Raw genomic sequence first — 19,284 nt, 5'->3', positions numbered from 1 at the left:
TTTATCAATTTTTATATGTTTGATTGTCCTAATATGATTTTTCCGTCCAGGCTGTCATTATCATCTTTTGCACAGTCCAGAAGTCTTCCCGGTCTGTAAATATTATTTAGATTGGTAAGAGCAATCAATAGCTGATAGATGCTGTTTCCTAAATTCAGCAGATTATTTTTAGATTTATCCGACAGGTACTGTTTAAAAGCAACTTCAAATTCTGAGAGGTCACTTTTAGCGGTCTGCGTTTCTGTGAAGCGGTCTCCCACCCAGCAGATTTTTGCTAAAACATGCGCCGGAATTTCCTGCCTGATAACAGTTTCAGCATAGCGTCTGAAATCAGGATCCTGGAAGCGGTATGCATAGCCTGGAAGAACAATGCTCACACGGTAGGAATAAGGGTCAAAAACATCTGTTTCACAATCTTCTTCACAAGAATGCATGAAGGTTTCCGAATACTGCACAGGATCTGTGGCAGCCACATCTTCAAAGTCATACATTATTTTAAAAGTCTGCTCTATTTCCATGCATCCAATACCACCCATCTGCTTGTAATCTTTAACGGCGGGCTTCAATAACAGATGCTCTACCAGGAAAATACCTTCTTCTGTAAAATCATATTTGAAATACTTTACCGTTTCCCGGATTCCATTTTTCAATGCATTAAGATTCTGGTAAGGATTTGTTCTTTTATGAGTAGCAATCACATTCTTCTCCGGAGAATCATCAATTACATCAAAATAATAGTTACCACCACCGGAAAAGCGGATATTCATGTTTCCGATGAAACAATTATTGTCTTCGCACGGACCTAAATTCTCCAGTGCATTTTCAAGATCTTCTTCATCAATCTGGATAATCTGATAGATTGCTTCGTTCAGGATTTTAGTTGCGGCATATTCAATCTGATAATTTTTTATGGATGATAAAATAATATTGCCTGAAGCATCTTTTATTTTCCATGTAAAGTTGTCCTGGTTTCCATTTTGTGTTTTGGTGATTAACACCGGCGACTGGGATAAATTTCTTTGGCTATAATCCTTAATTCCCAATAAACGGGCGATCCTTTTTTGGGCACCGGAAATATTGTTGGTGTTCCAAAGGTCCGAATCTGCAAAAAGAGTATAGTTGTAGCCCAATCCGCGGTCTTTACTTATCGAAGCATATTCGCTAAGGAAATTTTGCTTGTTATTAAGGACAATTTCGTCTGCAGAGTTTCCATATAATGACTTCATCAGGAACGTATAGTCGCTGAAGGTTTCTGCAAAACGGGAAATCAAATGATCCAGGATTTCATTACGGCGTTCCACGCTGTTATCCAATTCTTCATACAAAGCATCAGTAAGCGCATCATCATTTCCGGTTGGATAATCAGAAACCAATTCGCCGAATCCTTTAATATTTTTCAGGGCCTGTGTGAAATAGGTTCTTTTCAGATTTCCGTTTACACTTAAAATTTCCTTTACTTTTTCAAGATGTTTAAAATAGCCCGCGAGAATCTGATCAAAAAACAACAGATACGCTTTCATTTGTTTTGCGAGCGCTTCTCTTCGCGGGGTGTGGTTTCCTATAATTCCGGAAATTCCTACGCCGTAGGTATCGGGAAATTCATTGAGAATGGTAGCATATTCCGCTACATTATAGGATGTTCCCTGCGGTAAAGCCAGTTCTTTATTCTGCCTCGCATCCTCTCTCAGCACCTCTTCTTCTTTTTTAAGAGTCTGGAGGTATTCCTGAACTTTTTTATCGTTAATATTTAATGGAAGCGATCCTTTACTGTAGCTGAAAGAGCTCAGTTCGCAAAGCTCCGGTTTTCTGCCTTTTTCTATGCAGATCAGCCACTCGTTATTCTGTTTGATCACGCTATCACAGCCTGCGATAGAAATCTCATGAATTTCTTTTACACCGTCAATTTTCATGATTTCGCTTACGATATCCGAAAGGCGGACTTCTGTTCTCAGCTGGCTGTTTTTCAGTTCTTCAGTATCAATAAAACCATTTTCCAAAAGCGGGCCTTCAAAGATCTGATCCGTTGTTAAACCTTTTTCCAGCATTTGCTTTAACGAGTAAAAATGGATCTCCGGAGACAGGTAATTGTTAATAGCTTTTAATACTTTGGCATGTACGAGTTCTTCATCGGCTTTATTTACCAACCCGATACGCGCGCAGACTGCCACTTTCTGGATTTCAACTTCTTTAATTTCAGCAAGATCTTCACAAAGGCTTCTGTTGGCATGATAACGTTCCAATATCTGAAGGTTGACACCAATTTTTCCGCACCCGCTGTTTTCTTCAGTAACATCATCGGAGTAGTCTACGTAAAGATCATACATCCCTTTTACATCAAAGCTTTGTACTTTATCTCCGATAGGCTTAAAATCCATGTTTCCTGTTTTGCAGTCAACATATAGTTTTTCATTGTGGGGGACCAGCCAGCAGTTTCTTATCGGTCTTTTATGACCTGCCGTAAAGCTGATGTCTATGAAAAGTTTTCTGTAATCGAGCTCCGTTAAAGGTCTTGAAGGCAGAATTTCCGTTGCTTTTAAAAATTGGGCATGGATATTTTTATCTTCATCTTCAGAGGTGAGAAGGTCCTCCATATTGAGGTTCATTCTCATCCCGAGATCTGTTATGGCATAGCTCAGAACTTCCAGCGTGGTAATTCCCGGATCGTGAGAGTTATAATCTGTCCAAAGTTTTCCTCCCAATTTCTCTATGTATTCAATACCGGTTCTGCGCAGAAAGTGAAAATCGGACTGATCCCCGGTTTCTACATTTTTCGGTATGCTAATGTGCTTATTTTCTGACATGGTTATGTTTTATTCTTTTTATTATTAAATACATATTTGTTCTGCGATAGTAATTTGGTGCTGTTTTGCAGATACGAGAATGGATTTCGGATCTACTTCTATTAAAGATTTCTTTTGTATCACATCATTTACCAGTATTTTGATTTCATCAATATAATCAACGTAATACAGCTGCTCCAGGTAGTTGATGAGATGATTAACATTCAGTTCAACATTAAAATCAATGTCTTTAGAATCTGTGAAGGCCCATGGCGAAATGTATTTCTTTATGTCTTCGTCCAATTGTTTCATGTAGAATACTTCATCAAAATTTTCAAAGATCTTTACAGTGGCCTGTATTTTTGCTTCTTTATAATTAGGATTAATTACCTGAGCTTTAACGTGCATTGTATTTAATTCATTTACATATTTCTGAATTTTGTTGAGGCTGGCCCTGCTCACTCTTGGCTGGTAGACGTCGAAAGCATTTTTATTTCTGATATTCGGTACCACCATCAATGTAACATGTCCGGGAGCCATATATGATTTTTCAGAAGTATGGTTTAAACATTTCACTTTGAAAACTTCCGGAAACTCCTGCAATACAAGGTTTTCATAATCCCATTGTGTAATAGCCCTGTGTTTGTGTCTCAGACGCTCGCTTACTCTTCTGTAAAATTCAGAATCGGCTTCTTTGTACTTTCCGTCGAACGAATTGTATGGCTGGCTAACCGATTTTACCTGAGGAACCCTGGTAATTAGTTTCGAAATCGTGTCGGCTGGCAAACCATTGGCCAAATGTGCCACATCGTTACCCTGATCCTGGAATGTTGCTAAAACTGCCTGTGTGTATATTCCCTGAATTTTACAAACAGCATCATAGCTTCTTTTTGATCTAGCCCTGATCCACACCAGTCCGTCTGTAAGCATTGTATGGCTGGTGTTGTTGTCTTTCGGGATCTTAAACTTTACGATACCGGATTCCAGGAATTTCCTTGTTTCGTTTTTCAGCATGTTTTGTGAAAGGTCGATCCATGTATTGCCGGACAGAATATGCCATTCGATGAACTCTTTTTCCTCGAAAGTATCCACTAAAGGATTTTCACTTCCTTCCAGCATCTGGATCAACAGGGAAACAGTGGTTTGTTTTGCAGCTTCAAGACCGATGTACAGCTCACCTCCATTTTCATGTACGGGAACGATGCTTTTCGTTTCAGTTTCTTTTTCATATTGCCCGAATACGTCTTCGTGGTACAACTGTACACCTTTGTTTTTGGCAGCTTTTCCGTTGAAATCTTTATCTAGATAAGAATAAGCAATTTCTCTTGCACTGTAATTCAGTTCGATATCTTCCGCAAAAGGAATGTATGGTTCGTTCGGAACAAGCTTATTTTTAGCAGGATCGCTGGATAGTGCCAAAGTATATAATTTAGGGTACACATCCTGTAATGCCGACTGGTTTATCGTTAATCTGATAGCCTCGCTCGTTCCGGGATCGGTATTGGTGTTTTGGATGGAAAATTGTGTTTTATATCCGTTTTCCATTTTCCTGAACAGTTCAATATTATTGCCTTTCTCTTGCCATACTTCTTTTTCAAATAGCGCAGTATCTGCCGTGAAATAAGCATCCGAACGGACAATTGACGGACCTTCTAACGACTCAAACTGTTTTACACTGATATTTTGATTCGGCTGAATTACATACCCGCTGTATAAATTAGTTATTGAATCCGGTGTGTTTTTCCAGTTGATGGTGATGTCTGCTTTTTCCCATTTTTTGGAAAACATTTCAGGACATTTGATGTAAAAATTAGATCCTTTAACAGGTTGTGCAGTGAACGGATAATAAGGTTTTTCAGCGTTCAGTGTATTGCTGTCGTTTTCGATCTGAAGAGATTTTACGCCTTTTACTTCTACCGCTACTTCAACATTTTTTACCAGCTTTTCCGAAAGTGCCTCATAAAGCATATAGTATTTTTCTCCTTCAATCACGAATCTTACCACAGGAAAGTCTGTCTGGAACGTTTGTAGCAAAACATCCTTATTGTATTTTACCACGGCTGGAAAATCTTTGGTTAATGTAAAGGAAAGCACCAGCTGATCTGCACTTTTCCTTACACATTTCAAAGCCATTCCGGAGATCCATTCTTTTTCTCCGCTGCACAATACTTTAATATTATTTTCGATATCTCCGGCTGATAAATCCTGAAACTTCTGAGCAGAATTTTTAGTAAAATCAATTTTCACGGTAATGATTCTCTCGCCTTCTTCCAGATCAAATAATGATGATGCGATTGCAAAACCGAGTTTCGCTTTCGGGAGTTCCTTGTAAATGGATTTTTCGGAAACAGTTTCATCAGCATTATAACCGAAAGGCCACCAGTAATTGCTTTCCTCCGGGAGTTTATCTCCTAAACCATCTACCGAATTGGCAACCGGCGCCATCTTCAGCTCTCTTTTTTTAACATCATTGAGAAAGCTTTTAATCTCCACAACTTTTGCCTGGTTGGCAACAAGCTCTTCGCCTGTTTTGTAAACGCGTTTTTTTCCGTTGGCGTCTTTATCACCATCCAGCAATGTTCCGCCGGGAATCCTTTCCTGGATTGCTTTTTTGGCTAATTCAAAAATCACATAGACTTTATCAGGTCTTGCCTCATTTTTTTCAATCTGAAGAATTTCGTTATAATAGAAATCCAGATGTCTTTTGGTTAAATTATTAAAAGCTTTTTTTGAGAAATCCAATAATTTTAAAAAGCAGACAAACAGGGTGAGGTGGGGAGTCAGGTTGCTGTCCTGTTCAAACTGGGAAATAAGATCTGTAACCTGTTTTTTCATACTTTTATATTCAATGCTTTCCCTTCTCGGTACAGCATTGTCATCATCACCCAGGAAAAAGTTTCCCCAGTTTCCTTTGGGTGTTGTATTATCATCTTTATCGAAATAGTTTACACGCTGAGCAAAATTATTTGCGAATAATAGCCAGTCAAACAAATCGAAATCGTGTAATTCAAGATTGCCCGGATCTAATTCTGCTAAAAAGCGCTGCATTTGTGATTTTCCTTCACGATAATGTGAAAATGTATCTGTTTTTTTCATTTGTTTATATTTATCTTTCTATGTTCAGATGCAATACTTATGTAGTGTTTGGTAGTATTTAAAATGGCTACAGACATCCCGTAATTCATTATATTTCGGTAGCTTCTTCTTTGTAAAAAGGAAAAACCATATTGCTTCTTGTATTCGTATTTCTTACTTCGTAGTTAATTTCTATTAAAATTTCCCCTTCAATTTCGTCCTGAGCATTAATTTCAATACTTAAAATATTGATTCGAGGTTCGTGATATAAAATAGCACGCTCAACGATTCCTTTCATTTGTGTAATGAGCGTTAAGTCCAGTGGCTTAAATAGCATTTCCTGCAGGTCACATCCGTAATTCGGGAACATGACGCGTTCACCGGGACGTGTAGACAGGAGAATCATAAGGCTGTTGTTGATGTCTTCCACATCTGATGTCATTGCCAGCTTTCCTTCAGTCTCATTAAATTCTGGCGGAAAGCTCCAGCCTGTTCCTAAAAAATCTGTATTTATTTTCATACGTTATTTATTATATTAATTGTAGATCTGCATCCGTAACATAGAGCTTTGGTTTTCATAACTGCTTGTTATTGATTTTTACGTTTCTATTGTAAGGAAGATACCATCTAAAAATGCGGCTTATGATGAAGTGAAAACTGCAAAAAAATATTATCCGCCTATTAAAACAGTAGCTTCACCTGCGGAGATCACTCCTCCGTGTGCCGTAGAATCTCCCATTCTTGCGGCCGGTTTTCCACCGATCATTACGCTTGAAGATCCTGATGCAATGGTATCTAAAGGACCTGTGCATACGGCTTTATCCCCTACTCTTGCGGCCGGTTTCCCGCCGATAAGTACTGTAGGTTCTCCCGCCGGAATGATGGGTCCGCCTACATGCGGAACATTTCCTGTAACCATAGGACAGGTATGCATGTCTGTAATTCTTGCTGCCGGTTTCATACGATTAATTGATTTTAACCTGAGAGCCTTTTACCACAGTTACCGCTCCCGATTTAAGTTCCGAACCAGAGCTTCCTTCCGCTTTTAGCTGCGCACTGGCTTTTACATTGATATTGACTCCTTCCATACTGATGTCACCTTTCGCTTTGATCTTGATATCTTTTGAACTATCCATGCTGATCCCGTCTTTGTTAAGTATAAACGTATTCGCATGTTCGTCTTCAATCTTAATGATATCCGCATCTTCGTCTACGATTATCTTTTTGCCTTTCGGGGTTTCCAGGGTATAGGAAATTTTGTCGTCATTGAAGATCATTTTCATTTCGCTCCGGGTTACAAATCCTTTTTCATGATTGTCATCAGAAGCTACAATAGGAGCCGGTTTTGTACTGCTGTTCAGCATTCCGAGAACTACGGCATCATTAGGATCATCATTAATAAATCCGATAATAACCTCATCGCCGATTTCAGGTCTGAAGAAAGACCCTCTGTTTTCTCCGGCGTCCAGGGTGGCTATTCTTGCCCAGATTCCTTCTTCTTCATTATTAATGATAGGAATCTGTACTAAAATCCGGTCTTCTCCATCCGGGTCAGATTCCAGTTGTGAAACGATTCCTACGTGCAGTCCGCTTATGGCAGGAATAATTCCTGAACCGGGCATTTCGCTTACGTCATAGGTTTCTGAGAACCACGTTGGAGAAAGTCCGAACTGAGCATCTACCAGCCAGTTTCCATCAATAATTTCATGACGGATTCCTGTTACATATATTTTTCCGTTAAACCTGTCTCCAACTCCCTGAAGGGTTAATGTAACACCTGGTTTTACCGATGGTATTCCCTGGAATTTTACTCTTCCCCTGGTTTTTGCCAATTGCTGGAAGGTGGCTTTAGCGTCTCCCCATTGCTGTAATTCATCCTGGGTAAGATTGCCGCCATGTTTCAGCTGCAGGTCTTCAATTCCAAAAACTTTGGCCAGATCACCGGAAGAAAGATTTCCGTTAAGACTGATGGCCGGATCCTGAGCTTCCACTTCCGTTAATTCCTGGTCTGTATAGCTCCATGTTTTAGCGGTAATTTTGCTGAACTGATCCCTTGCATCAATTTCACCGTCGAATTCGTGTACGGATGATCCAAAGACAACGGTTTCTACTGCTTCGCCGCTGAAATCAGGCTTGGCAACTTTTACGGTTCCATCATCAACAAAACACAATTTTCCGTTGGCCTGCGCTCTGGTTAACATAAAATCCCAATCAGATGACTGAAACTGAACCAATTCCTTATGGGTATTTGAAGTAGCTTCCACATCGGCGGTAGTTCCGCTGTTGCCAATCAGTTCCTCGATGATATCACTGTCTTTGCTGTCGTAGAAATATTTGCTTTTTCTTCCCAGTGTCATTTTTACTGCCTTATCCCTGCATTCGATGATGAGATAAGAAGATCCGTTTCTGACTTTAATATTATGCTTTACAACCACTCCCTTAAAAATCGTTTCTTCTTTAGAATGGTATCCGGCAGTGATTTCAATTTCTTTTCCGGGAATCAGTAATTCTTCATTGCTGAGTTTGAAATCCTGTTCCGGAACACTACCATCTAAAATAACAATGCGGGCATAAGGAATTCTGTTGACTTCTTTTTCTACGATAATGCTTTTCACACCATATTTCCCAGGCAATTCGGTACCTCCGGACATTACTTTAAAAGTAGTCAGATCCGGATTTTTTGCTGTTTGTATATATCCGCTATTGTTCATATTACGATCTTTTTTCTATTGGCGGAAAGTAGAGTTCACTCCCTGGTTTTAATTGCCTGAAATTAACGAGGCCATTTGCTTTGGCAACTTCCAGATAGTATTTGGAGTCTCCGTAAATTCTTTCGGTCATTAAAGGAAGGGTATCTCCATCTTGTACTGTTCTTTTGTGGGTGAGATCCGGAGACTGTTTATTTTCTTCTTTCGCAGCAAGTTCTTTGCTGATTGATTCACTGAATTTTGCTTTTCCTATAGCTCTTAATGCTTTTCCTTCGTTGGTAAACATTTTATAGTCTATGGTAAATTCTGAGAGTATTCCTTTAAAGTGAAGGTCTCCCCAGGTGATAACGACATTATAGGGCTTGTGAATAGTTCCGTCAAGCTTACCGGTAGCATTATAGAAGTCTGTTATCTGTTGCTCAACAGCTTTCTTTATAAAAGCATCTTTTTTTCCTAATTTTTCAGCAATTGTATTTATTAGTTTATTGCCGGGATTTGCCTGTGTTACCCCTGTACCATCAAAAAGAAATTCCAGCTGCAAGTCTGAAGGAGGTGATGCGATATAACCTAAACTGGCTTTAGAACTGCCTTCTGCCTGATCGGTGTTATGTTTGGTTTTGTAAGTCATTGAGAAGCTTGTAGGATTGATAAAAGCTTCAAAAGCATCAGTATTAATTTTGCTGCTGTTACTATAAGTATCATCCTTATAAGTGTCTATCTTTAATTTTGTAAGTGCTCCTCCCATTATCTTTCTTTTTTACGTTGTTGAATGTTTACTGCCTGCTCTACACTTTCACTCACGGCCCGCATGATCTTTGCCTCATCTACTGATGTAGCAGTGGTCTTAGCTGCTGTTTTCTCGTCCACATTTATTTTAATGTGAAGCTCTTTTATTTCTATTGGCATTTCGTTTGTTTTTAATTGATTTTTAATTTAAATATTTAAAAACCAATGATTTAACCTATATGTTTTAAAAAATCCAAGCACATAAAGAGTGCGTTCAGTCCTGTGATAGACTAATCTGTTGTTGTTTTCTGAAAAATAGTTGTGCTAAAAGTTATCCTTAGGCGAAGACACTTTCAGGTGCTCAGATTTGATTTTAGAAATTACAAGCCTAAGCTTGCTAACGATGAAGGTATCGTGAAATATCTGTATTTCAGTTCTATTGTTTCAATAGCCAATTTGCTTTCTTCCGCATTGAATTCCGAGACTTCCCATCTCACCGGGTAAGCTCCCACTACATTCCAGACCATCAAAGGTGCTGTAGACTGGAGTCCTCCTGAAAGGGTAACGATGAGGTTTCTGGGTTCAAATTCAAAGTTTTCCATCGCATTTCTGCACCAGCTTATCAATCCGGAACTTACCATTAAGCCACGCTTAAGAACTAAATTGGGATATTTTGGCCTTAAAGGAAGCTGATGGATAAATCTGTTTTCGCCTCCTTCGGCATATTCTTCGGCTTGAATGTCTGTGTATAAACCAGATATAGACTGAAATCTGGAGTCAATACCCTCTGTTGTTGAAATCCCGTTAACAATAAAAGAGAAACTGGTTGGAGGATATAAAAGAGCCATGATTAGTTATTTTCAATAGTTAATCCTTCGTGCGCAATTTCAAGGGTCTCGATGGCTACCTCATTCCCATCTGCTTTCAAATCGCTGGAAAGCATTTTTACAGGGAAAGCATTTTTAACTTTCCAGGTTACTGCTGGATTTCCGTTCTCATCTAAAAGAGAAATAGTAATTGATCTTCTCTCAACCGTATTGAGCTGTACAGACCGGAACCACTCGAAAAATTCATTGTCTCCCTGGAAAGTCCCTCTTTTTAGAGTGATATTACTGAACACTTTCAATCCCGGCATCTTTGTTTTACTGAAATCAGGGCTGGCTCCATGTCTGTATTCAACTACAGCCGTTTCTAAATTCATTCCCGATGCTTCAGTAAACCCTAATTTTGTTCCGCCCCAATCTACTTCAAAGGCAAACTTTACTAATGGATATGTACTCATAATTGTATGTATATTTTAATTGTTATTTACTTTAAGTTTTATGCTTCCTGCAGCTTGTGAGAAAAACGAAGCACGATAAATTCTGCAGGACGTACTGCTGCCATACCGATCTCAATATTCATTCTTCCTTCCAGAATATCCTGTGCAGACATGGTTTTATTTAAGCCTACGCTTACATAATAGGCTTCTTCAGGCTTGCTTCCTGCCAAAGCGCCGTCCTGCCACTGCTGGTTCAGGAAATTTTCGATCATCGTCTGTACGCGGATCCATGTATTGGCCGTATTGGCTTCAAAAACGAAACGCTCGGTCGATTTTTTTACAGATTCTTCCACCATATTGAAGAAACGGCGTACTGAGATGTATCTCCATTCGTTGCTGTTGCCGTCTAATGTTCTTGCTCCCCAAACCATAGGTCCTTTGCCTGTAAAGGTTCTGATCGCATTGATGGATTTACCGGATGTAGGATCTACGTTAAGACCTTCCTGATCTTCGTGAGAAATTTTTTGGATTGGAGCCACTACATAGTTCAGTCCCACGTTTGCAGGCGCTTTAAACACTCCTGAAGTACTGTCTACTTTAGCATACACCCCTGCCATTGCTGATGATGGAGCCAATACTACCCTATGAGATTCCATAGCATTTTTTGCAAGGTTGTACAGTTCTGTATCATTTGTTTTCCAATGTTCCAGGGTATTGTTTCCTACAGTAATCGCAGGGTCATAGCTGTACGTAAGAACCGTTTCCAATTTTGGATAATACGCCGCTCCGTATTTTAAACGTTCTCCACTTGGTCCGGATGTTACATTGCTTCTAAAATCAGAAACTGCAGTATTAGAGTCTCCAAGTACATCCATAATAACAAATCTGTCTTTCATAAGCTCTGCCTGATCTAAAGCTTTTTCGAATAAATCGTAAGCTGTGCTTAAATTAGCAGCATCCGGCAAAACGATAAGTGTTGGCTCATCTTCTTTTTCAAGCGTATCAAGCCCTGCAATCATATCATCAAAATCTACAGCAGCCGGAAAGCCTGTTGCCAAATCTCCTACTGAAACAATATAGCAAGGCCCGCCACCATTGGCGAAATACATTTGCATGGCATAATACATTTTGAAAGCACTTGGTGTTAAAGTAGCAGTTACTGTTCTCGGTGTATTTGCTGTTGCAGCGTTTACAACAATTGAGAATTCTTCATTTTTTGCTTTTCCGAAAAGTGTTTCATATTCCAGCAGGGAAGAAATTCTTGTTGGCTGGTTTTTCGGGCCTTTGGCAGTATATCCAATGAACGCCGGGATGGCTGTTTCTACTTGTGCTACAGACGGCGGGAATTTTGCAATTTCCTCTACGTAGACTCCTGGTGTTTTGTAATTCATTTTTTTTAATTTTTAAAGTTAATATTCGTTATTTTCAATAGTTAATCCTTCGTGCGCAATTTCAAGGGTTTCGATAGCGACCTCATTCCCATCTGCTTTCAAATCGCTGGAAAGCATTTTTACAGGGAAAGCATTTTTAACCTTCCAGGTTACTGCTGGATTTCCGTTCTCATCTAAAAGAGAAATAGTAATTGATCTTCTCTCAACCGTATTGAGCTGTACAGACCGGAACCACTCGAAAAATTCATTGTCTCCCTGGAAAGTCCCTCTTTTTAATGTGATATTACTGAACACTTTCAATCCCGGCATCTTTGTTTTACTGAAATCAGGGCTCGCTCCATGTCTGTATTCAACTACAGCCGTTTCTAAATTCATTCCCGATGCTTCAGTAAACCCTAATTTTGTTCCGCCCCAATCTACTTCAAAGGCAAACTTTACTAATGGATATGTACTCATAATTGTATTATATTTTAATTGTTATTTACTTTAAGTTTTATGCTTCCTGCAGCTTGTGGGAAAAACGAAGCACGATAAATTCTGCAGGACGTACTGCTGCCATACCGATCTCAATATTCATTCTTCCTTCCAGAATATCCTGTGCAGACATGGTTTTATTTAAGCCTACGCTTACATAATAGGCTTCTTCAGGCTTACTTCCTGCCAAAGCGCCGTCCTGCCACTGCTGGTTCAGGAAATTTTCGATCATCGTCTGTACGCGGATCCATGTATTGGCCGTATTGGCTTCAAAAACGAAACGCTCGGTCGATTTTTTCACAGATTCTTCCACCATATTGAAGAAACGGCGTACTGAGATGTATCTCCATTCGTTGCTGTTGCCGTCTAATGTTCTTGCTCCCCAAACCATAGGTCCTTTGCCTGTAAAGGTTCTGATCGCATTGATGGATTTACCGGATGTAGGATCTACGTTAAGACCTTCCTGCTGTCTATCAGAAATTTTTTCTGTTGGTGCTTCCACGAAATTCAGGCCTACATTAGCCGGGGATTTCCATACTCCGGAAACGCTGTCTACTTTAGCATACACTCCTGCCATTGCTGATGATGGAGCCAATACAACCTGCTTAGATTCGATGGCTTTTTTAGCCTGATTATAGAAATCTGAGTTCGTTCCTTTTAATTGTTCTAAACTTGCAATCCCGAATGTACCTGTAACTAAAACATCAGCCTCATTATAATCGTAGCTTAATATTGTTTTCAGTTTTGGATGATAAGCAGCTCCGTATTTTAAACGTTCTCCACTTGGTCCTGATGTTACATTGCTTCTAAAATCGGAAACTGCAGTATCAGAGCCTCCAAGTACATCCATGATGACAAATCTGTCTTTCATAAGCTCTGCCTGATCTAAAGCACTGTTGTATACCGAGTAAGCAGCAGTAATATCCGCTGAATCTACACCTGCCAATTCAAGAGCATAAGCTTCTGCGTTCTGGGCAACAGTTGTAGCAGTAGTAAAGAAAGTATTATAAATACTTGCAGCAGCTTGTGCGGCCGTCTTCGCTCCTGCAGCATTGGCAGCATTCTGAACGGCTTTAGCAACAGCTTTCGCAGCCTCATTTTCGGTAATCTGACTAAGAGTACTTGAGCCAGAAACTGGATAAGTGGCAACTTTGGCATTGGCAGCTGTAATCGCAGCCTGAAGGTCTCCTCCACCGTCAACCGCTGTAACAACGACGGCAGCAACAGCACTGGCGGCAGCTTTGGCTTTAGAGGCTAATAACTCATTATCTTCTGCAACCTGAGCAGCAGCCTCAGCGGCATCAACTTCAGCAGCTACAGGAACCAAGCTTTGAATATCCGGGAATATGATAAGTGTTGGTTCGTCTTCTTTTTTAAGCAGTTCAAGACCGTATAATAAAGTTCCTGCGGCTGTAGAACTTCCAACGGTTACCTGATTTGTATAATCTCCTACGGAAACGATATAACAAGGCCCGCCGCCATTTGCGAAATACATCTGCATGGCATAATACATTTTAAAATTGCTTACTTTAGTCTGTGTTGCAGATGCAACGCCATCCTCAAAAGCTACTGCAAACGCTTCCGGATTTGCTTTTCCGAAAAGCTGCTCATACTCCAACATAGAGGTAATTCTTGTTGGCTTATTCTTCTGGCCTTCCGCAGTATATCCTATAAAAGCGGGAATAGCCGTTTCAACTTGCGCTACGGAAGGCGGAAATTTTTCATGCTCCTCCACGTAAACTCCAGGGGTTTTGTAATTCATTTGTTAAAAATTTTTAAATTAAGATTAATATACCTCGAAGTAAACTTCGAATGTTTTTATTGTGACTGATTCTATTTCAGATTTGTTATAATTGGTGTGAGAAATTCAATACGATAAATTCCGCAGGACGTACCAATGCTATTTTTACGGTTATATTCATTGTTCCTGCTTTAACGATATCACCTGAAACTTCAACATGATATGCTTCTTTTGCGGTACTTCCGGCCAATGCTCCATCCATCCATTGCTGGTTAAGGAAATTTTCGATCATTGTTTCAGCACGCAACCAGGTTTGGGAAATATTAGGTTCATTAATGAATTTTCCGTCTGTTAATGCTCTGTCTATTGAGAGTTTAATCATATCATAATAGCGACGTACGTTGATATATTTCCAGATATTTTCTTGGTCGTCTTCGGTTTTTTCTTTTGCATCCATCGTTCTTGCTCCCCAAACCAATGTTCCTTTTCCTGTGAAAGCTCTGATAGCATTTACTGATCCTGCATCATTGACATTCATATCTGATTGTTCATGATCCGAAACTTTTTCCGTGGGCCCCAGAACATAATTAAGGCTCACGTTGGCCGGTGCCTTCCAGACCCCTCTGGTTGCGTCTATTCTGCCATAGACACCTGCCATTGCTGCGGACGGCGGCAGGACAACCTTTAACGATGAGATTTCTTTTTTAATCTGATGATAAAGTACCGAATTGGACGATTCTAAGTTTTTCAGGGTTTTCCCGTTTGCAGCGCCTACCTCATCTTTTACGGCAAGAATCGCGTCTATTAATGCATCAAACTCTCCACTGAAAACAGGAGTACCTGCTTCCAGATCATCCGGGATCACAAAATCATCTATTGTTCCGTCATAGATAGCTTCCAGAACGGCTTTTGCTTCTTCAATAGCTTCTATTAAATCTGCTTTTGCATCTAAAGGCTGGCCGGAAGTTTCATCTGCAGTTTCATTAATTTCCTCTGCGATAGCGATAGCCTGGCTTAATAAATCAGCCAATACTAAAGCGTCAACCGATACGCTTTCTATTTCTTCGCTTGCCATGGCTTTTAATTCCTCTAAAGCTGCGATTTCACCGGCATAAAAAACGGCACTGGCCTGTCCTTCACTTTGTAAACCCGTATGCACAATAGGCGTATCGGTTTCATCAAAAGTATAATTTAAAATCGTGGTTAAATGAGGGAAATAAGCTGCAGCATGAGTTGTAAGTACTATATTATTTCTAAGATTAGCAATGGTATTACGATTATTGGATTGAGTTACAGAATTTCCGTAGTAGGTATCTATTATGACAAACCAGTTTTTTGCAGTGGATGTAATTTTGGCAATCGTCTGATTATAGATCGTATAAAAATCGGCTTCGGGTAATGATACGGCATCAGGGAAAACAATAAGTCTGGGTTCGTCTGAATGATTAACCCTATTCAGGCCTGCAATTAAATCAGCAAGCTCAACTGTTCCGGATGTATAATTTCCTGCTGACAGAATCTCACAAGGCCCGCCTCCGTTGGCAAAATACATCTGAAGGGAATAATACATTAAAAACTGTGCATCCGGTGTTATGATTTCTACACCTTTATCTTCTGTATCTCTAAGGAGGATACTTTCCTTTTTTGCTTTTCCAAAATGTTTTTCATATTCCAAAAGAGAACTGATATTCCTGGGACCGGTATGCTCTTCAGGAATCATTTCGGTATATCCAATAAATACCGGAATCGCTGTATCTATTAATGAAACCGAATTGGGAAGCCTGGTAATTTCTTCAACTGAAATACCTGGTGTAGTTGGATTTTGCATGTTTAAAAATTTAAGTTAAAGGTTATTAGTTTTTGGTTAGTTTTTTTTGCTGTGTTTATCGGTCATTATCCATATTATTTAGTTTAACATAGGTCACGCAATTTTTTTAATTATAAACATTACGGACAACCTATTGATTATTCTACTTTAATGCTTTTGATATTTACTTCGTCAATTAAATTAACATTCGTTTCTCCAATTGCTTCAATTTTTACAACGCTTACCTTGTACAATGCAGAGGGCATTACTTTTCCTCCCAGCAATCCCCAAATATAACTCAGCTGTTCAAAAGGAATAGAGTGCAGTTCAATTCTGAACCTGAAATTTTTATTCACATTGGAATCCGTATATTCCAGCACATTATTGGTTTGAAATATTTCGATAACTTTTGAGATATCCGATAAAGATTTGTCATAAGCATTACGGTTGGCGGCAACCATAAGATACAGGTTCAGATAAGCCGGCGGGTTTTGCTTTTTCATATCATACAAAAGAGGATCTTCACTTACAGTAGTTCTCGTATACCATGATCTGTTTTTCAATGTTGATTCTTCTTCAACATTCAGGAGTGTGATCACTACTTTATCATCAAGACCCGAGGTATCATCTTCATGTTTTGCTATATCATCTACTATGGCAATATCTCCGCTGTTCTGACCGTCTTTTAAACCATTTACCGGATCATTGAGCTTATTTTTTAAAATTGTCAATACTTCTTTAATCATAATTTTGCTCTTTATTATTACGCTGCAAACATACAATCCCACTCTGTTAAAAGACAAATATTTTGAGGGGTCAAACCTGTCTTTGCAGTAAATATTTTTTTGATTTTTTCATTATTTTTTTAAAAACAACAAATATAAAACATTAAAAATCAATATATTAAATATTTGAACTTAAAATAAAAAATGAAATAACAGATTGTCTAAATCCAGTTGCAGTGAAATTTTTTGATTTGATTTTCATCATTTCTTTGAAAGCAGAGTACACGAATTTCTATTAATCTTCTTTTAACGCAGAATACACGAAGTTTTTTTAAAAGAATATTTGTTTTTCAAGCTTTCCTTTTTACTGCAAAGACAGAACAGAGAGGTCCCAGAATTCGAAAAATGGGATTTCTTCTTCTAATTTTGACCCCAATAATCTAAAAACTTAAATCATATGAATATCAGAAAAATCTTTGGCAAGCGCAATGAAATCATTGGCGGCCATTTTAATGAATTGCGTGCAAAAATAGGCATGGCGAATCAGGATGAGGAAGCAATTTTTTCTTTACGGGAAGAAATATGCAATGCCTGCCCCTTGAAAAACGGCAACAACTGCAATGCCATGAAATGGATGAATCCAGAAACCCTTGAAGTTGCAGATGCTCCCAAAGACCATTTCATAAGAGGCTGCGGATGCAGGCTGAGCGCAAAACAAAGATCAAAGCTGAGCCTTTGCCCGGCAGGTTTCTGGGGTGGAGAATTTGACAGGAAATAAAGCGTTGAAAATTAAAACATGGCCTAATTAAATCTATCGAAGTGAATCATAATCATATTATTCAGAAAGTTTTTATTGAAATTACCGTGAGCAATAAAGAAAAAGCACATCATATAAAAGATGATATCAACAGCTTTTTGTCTATTGATGTTTTCCCGGAAATAGAAAAATACATCAATAATTTAGAGGCTCAACTGCAAGGTCATACAGTGCAGATTCCCCGGCTGAAACTGGATCTTGATGTAAAAAACAGTTCGCTTGATTCTGAATTAAAGAATAAAATTACAGAACTTTTTAAAGAGCAACTTTCAGAAATAATTCGGCCAGGTGATGTATCTGATGAAAAAACAGAACATCGGTCCAAGCCATATTGGGTTAATAATGAAGAAAAGATGCTACAAACTTTTATCTATTTTTTAGAGAATGGATTGATGCCATGGTGGAATTCTGGGAAAGAAAGTATGGACTTACTGGAAACAACTGTTTTTGCCGATCTTATTGCTACTCCGGGTTTTCAAAAAAATATAATTTCCGTTTTGCCTAAACAATATGTACAGGAACGGATCATCAATCAGCTTTCGAATGAACAGATTGCTCAATTATGTTTAACCATTTTAGAAAACAAAGATTTACAGATTAATCTAGATGTTGTGAAGAGCCATTATCTATCAAGTCTGAATCCCGCTGAAAGAACTTTTATATGGCGCCTGGTTTTCCTTGCATTGATAAAATATCTGCACTCCTCAGAGGCTTATCTCCGGGAATATCTTTCAGAGCATGTTTCAAAAGAAAATCCGGAATTGTTCAGGAAAAAAATAAGCCATAAAACCCGTAAAACTTTAGCCCAAATCTTTCCTTTTATTGAAGAAAATAAAATTTTTGAAGGGGGTCAAAATCAGGAAGACAACAAAAACACTGAAATTATTTCAAATATCCTTAAAGATGATGAGGAAAATATCTTAAAAACACCCAGAACAAAAGATCAGAAGCCTAAAGAAATTGGTAATGACGGAATTCCAGATGACGGACAGTATGTGCAGAATGCAGGACTTGTCCTGATACACCCTTTCATTAAAACTTTCTTTGAACATTGTGATCTTCTGAACAAAGAAACCCAGGAACTCACTGATCCTGAACTGTGTGCACATTTGCTTCATTATGTTGCTACCGGAAATATCAACGCTCCTGAATACGAAATGATATTTGAAAAATTTTTATGCAATATACCGATGCATCAAAGTATCAACAGGCATATCAAACTTTCCAGGAAGCATAAAAATGAGGCCAGAAATGTTATAGAAAGTGTGCTTCACAACTGGAGTCCGATGAAAAAATCATCCCCGGCACTATTACAAAATGAGTTTTTTCAACGGCCGGGCAAACTTGTTGTTACCGACTATGATTATACGCTTACGGTAGAACGAAAAACTCAGGATATTTTGATGGACAAACTTAGCTGGGGAATTGGTTTTGTAAAATTACCGTGGAAGGAAAAATTTATGCTGGTAAATTGGTAATTTTTAAGTTCAAAAAGCTTTGACCTTTGGAGTTAAATTTTCCCACGGATCGCAAGGATCTTCACAGGGAAAATAACACATGAGTCACAGAGAATTTTTTGATAATCTTGAAAATATTTCAGGACATATTAGAAAAATCAAAGATTTTAAACTTTGTATACTTTTTTTAACATCAACCATTAACACCTTTACACAGCATAAATTTCTTTTGCTGCTTTTGTGGTTAAAAATTAAACCACGGATTGACGCAGATTTTCACAGAAACGTTAACATATGAGTTACAGAGATTTTTTTTGATAAT

16 protein-coding genes are annotated in these 19,284 nt (G+C 38.7%); 2 read left to right on the top strand and 14 right to left on the bottom strand.

Annotation, left to right across the window (positions count from 1 at the left end):
* Positions 1–11 precede the first annotated feature (11 nt).
* The 14 genes from ODE14_RS01365 to ODE14_RS01300 all read right to left on the bottom strand — a co-directional run bounded on the left by ODE14_RS01365 (position 12) and on the right by ODE14_RS01300 (position 16,709).
* Positions 12–2,801, bottom strand: a complete 2,790-nt coding sequence (locus ODE14_RS01365) for a hypothetical protein (protein ID WP_263602657.1) — start codon at positions 2,799–2,801, stop codon at positions 12–14.
* Between the two features lie 24 nt (positions 2,802–2,825).
* Positions 2,826–5,876, bottom strand: a complete 3,051-nt coding sequence (locus ODE14_RS01360; RefSeq protein ID WP_263602656.1) for a baseplate J/gp47 family protein — start codon at positions 5,874–5,876, stop codon at positions 2,826–2,828.
* 88 nt (positions 5,877–5,964) lie between these two features.
* The gene (locus ODE14_RS01355) at positions 5,965–6,375 is read right to left on the bottom strand and encodes a GPW/gp25 family protein (protein WP_072884160.1); all 411 of its coding nucleotides are present in this window, start codon (positions 6,373–6,375) and stop codon (positions 5,965–5,967) included.
* Between the two features lie 150 nt (positions 6,376–6,525).
* Positions 6,526–6,816: a PAAR domain-containing protein gene (locus ODE14_RS01350; RefSeq protein WP_029297107.1), complete on the bottom strand. Its 291-nt coding sequence runs from the start codon at positions 6,814–6,816 to the stop codon at positions 6,526–6,528.
* A gap of 4 nt (positions 6,817–6,820) precedes the next feature.
* Entirely contained in the window at positions 6,821–8,566 is a 1,746-nt protein-coding gene (gene vgrG / locus ODE14_RS01345; RefSeq protein WP_263602655.1) for a type VI secretion system tip protein VgrG, read from the bottom strand.
* Between the two features lies 1 nt (position 8,567).
* Positions 8,568–9,308, bottom strand: a complete 741-nt coding sequence (locus ODE14_RS01340) for a CIS tube protein (RefSeq protein ID WP_248394057.1) — start codon at positions 9,306–9,308, stop codon at positions 8,568–8,570.
* Positions 9,308–9,469 (bottom strand): DUF5908 family protein, encoded by a 162-nt coding sequence (locus tag ODE14_RS01335; protein ID WP_248394059.1) that lies wholly within the window; start codon positions 9,467–9,469, stop codon positions 9,308–9,310. Before ODE14_RS01335 ends, ODE14_RS01340 begins: the two co-directional genes overlap by 1 nt.
* Before the next feature lie 200 nt (positions 9,470–9,669).
* Positions 9,670–10,137 (bottom strand): phage tail protein, encoded by a 468-nt coding sequence (locus tag ODE14_RS01330; protein WP_248394061.1) that lies wholly within the window; start codon positions 10,135–10,137, stop codon positions 9,670–9,672.
* Between the two features lie 2 nt (positions 10,138–10,139).
* Entirely contained in the window at positions 10,140–10,571 is a 432-nt protein-coding gene (locus ODE14_RS01325) for a phage tail protein (RefSeq protein ID WP_248394063.1), read from the bottom strand.
* Between the two features lie 38 nt (positions 10,572–10,609).
* Positions 10,610–11,941, bottom strand: coding sequence for a phage tail sheath family protein (locus ODE14_RS01320; protein WP_248394065.1), 1,332 nt, complete (start codon positions 11,939–11,941; stop codon positions 10,610–10,612).
* Between the two features lie 18 nt (positions 11,942–11,959).
* Entirely contained in the window at positions 11,960–12,397 is a 438-nt protein-coding gene (locus ODE14_RS01315) for a phage tail protein (protein WP_248394067.1), read from the bottom strand.
* A gap of 37 nt (positions 12,398–12,434) precedes the next feature.
* Entirely contained in the window at positions 12,435–14,177 is a 1,743-nt protein-coding gene (locus tag ODE14_RS01310; protein ID WP_263602654.1) for a phage tail sheath family protein, read from the bottom strand.
* Positions 14,178–14,262: 85 nt separating this feature from the next.
* On the bottom strand, positions 14,263–15,984 hold the full coding sequence (locus ODE14_RS01305; protein WP_263602653.1) for a phage tail sheath family protein: 1,722 nt from the start codon (positions 15,982–15,984) through the stop codon (positions 14,263–14,265).
* Between the two features lie 137 nt (positions 15,985–16,121).
* On the bottom strand, positions 16,122–16,709 hold the full coding sequence (locus ODE14_RS01300; protein ID WP_263602652.1) for a DUF4255 domain-containing protein: 588 nt from the start codon (positions 16,707–16,709) through the stop codon (positions 16,122–16,124).
* A 436-nt stretch (positions 16,710–17,145) separates the two neighbouring features.
* Between ODE14_RS01300 and ODE14_RS01295 the strand changes: the two genes are divergently transcribed.
* Both ODE14_RS01295 and ODE14_RS01290 read left to right on the top strand, forming a co-directional pair.
* Positions 17,146–17,466: a hypothetical protein gene (locus ODE14_RS01295; RefSeq protein WP_248394071.1), complete on the top strand. Its 321-nt coding sequence runs from the start codon at positions 17,146–17,148 to the stop codon at positions 17,464–17,466.
* 41 nt (positions 17,467–17,507) lie between these two features.
* Positions 17,508–18,983, top strand: coding sequence for a contractile injection system tape measure protein (locus ODE14_RS01290; RefSeq protein ID WP_263602651.1), 1,476 nt, complete (start codon positions 17,508–17,510; stop codon positions 18,981–18,983).
* The last annotated feature ends 301 nt before the right edge of the window (positions 18,984–19,284 follow it).

This window comes from Chryseobacterium sp. PET-29, assembly GCF_025736815.1.
In the GTDB taxonomy this organism is placed as follows: domain Bacteria; phylum Bacteroidota; class Bacteroidia; order Flavobacteriales; family Weeksellaceae; genus Chryseobacterium; species Chryseobacterium nepalense.
The sequence above is the reverse complement of the archived record's forward strand: the minus strand, read 5'-3'. Positions and strand labels throughout refer to the sequence as shown.

Bases quoted from the DNA above. Each gene is read 5' to 3' on its own strand.
- ODE14_RS01365 (WP_263602657.1), bottom strand. From the start codon at position 2,801: ATGTCAGAAAATAAGCACATTAGCATACCGAAAAATGTAGAAACCGGG.
- ODE14_RS01360 (WP_263602656.1), bottom strand. From the start codon at position 5,876: ATGAAAAAAACAGATACATTTTCACATTATCGTGAAGGAAAATCACAA.
- ODE14_RS01355 (WP_072884160.1), bottom strand. From the start codon at position 6,375: ATGAAAATAAATACAGATTTTTTAGGAACAGGCTGGAGCTTTCCGCCA.
- ODE14_RS01350 (WP_029297107.1), bottom strand. From the start codon at position 6,816: ATGAAACCGGCAGCAAGAATTACAGACATGCATACCTGTCCTATGGTT.
- vgrG (WP_263602655.1), bottom strand. From the start codon at position 8,566: ATGAACAATAGCGGATATATACAAACAGCAAAAAATCCGGATCTGACT.
- ODE14_RS01340 (WP_248394057.1), bottom strand. From the start codon at position 9,308: ATGGGAGGAGCACTTACAAAATTAAAGATAGACACTTATAAGGATGAT.
- ODE14_RS01335 (WP_248394059.1), bottom strand. From the start codon at position 9,469: ATGCCAATAGAAATAAAAGAGCTTCACATTAAAATAAATGTGGACGAG.
- ODE14_RS01330 (WP_248394061.1), bottom strand. From the start codon at position 10,137: ATGGCTCTTTTATATCCTCCAACCAGTTTCTCTTTTATTGTTAACGGG.
- ODE14_RS01325 (WP_248394063.1), bottom strand. From the start codon at position 10,571: ATGAGTACATATCCATTAGTAAAGTTTGCCTTTGAAGTAGATTGGGGC.
- ODE14_RS01320 (WP_248394065.1), bottom strand. From the start codon at position 11,941: ATGAATTACAAAACACCAGGAGTCTACGTAGAGGAAATTGCAAAATTC.
- ODE14_RS01315 (WP_248394067.1), bottom strand. From the start codon at position 12,397: ATGAGTACATATCCATTAGTAAAGTTTGCCTTTGAAGTAGATTGGGGC.
- ODE14_RS01310 (WP_263602654.1), bottom strand. From the start codon at position 14,177: ATGAATTACAAAACCCCTGGAGTTTACGTGGAGGAGCATGAAAAATTT.
- ODE14_RS01305 (WP_263602653.1), bottom strand. From the start codon at position 15,984: ATGCAAAATCCAACTACACCAGGTATTTCAGTTGAAGAAATTACCAGG.
- ODE14_RS01300 (WP_263602652.1), bottom strand. From the start codon at position 16,709: ATGATTAAAGAAGTATTGACAATTTTAAAAAATAAGCTCAATGATCCG.
- ODE14_RS01295 (WP_248394071.1), top strand. From the start codon at position 17,146: ATGAATATCAGAAAAATCTTTGGCAAGCGCAATGAAATCATTGGCGGC.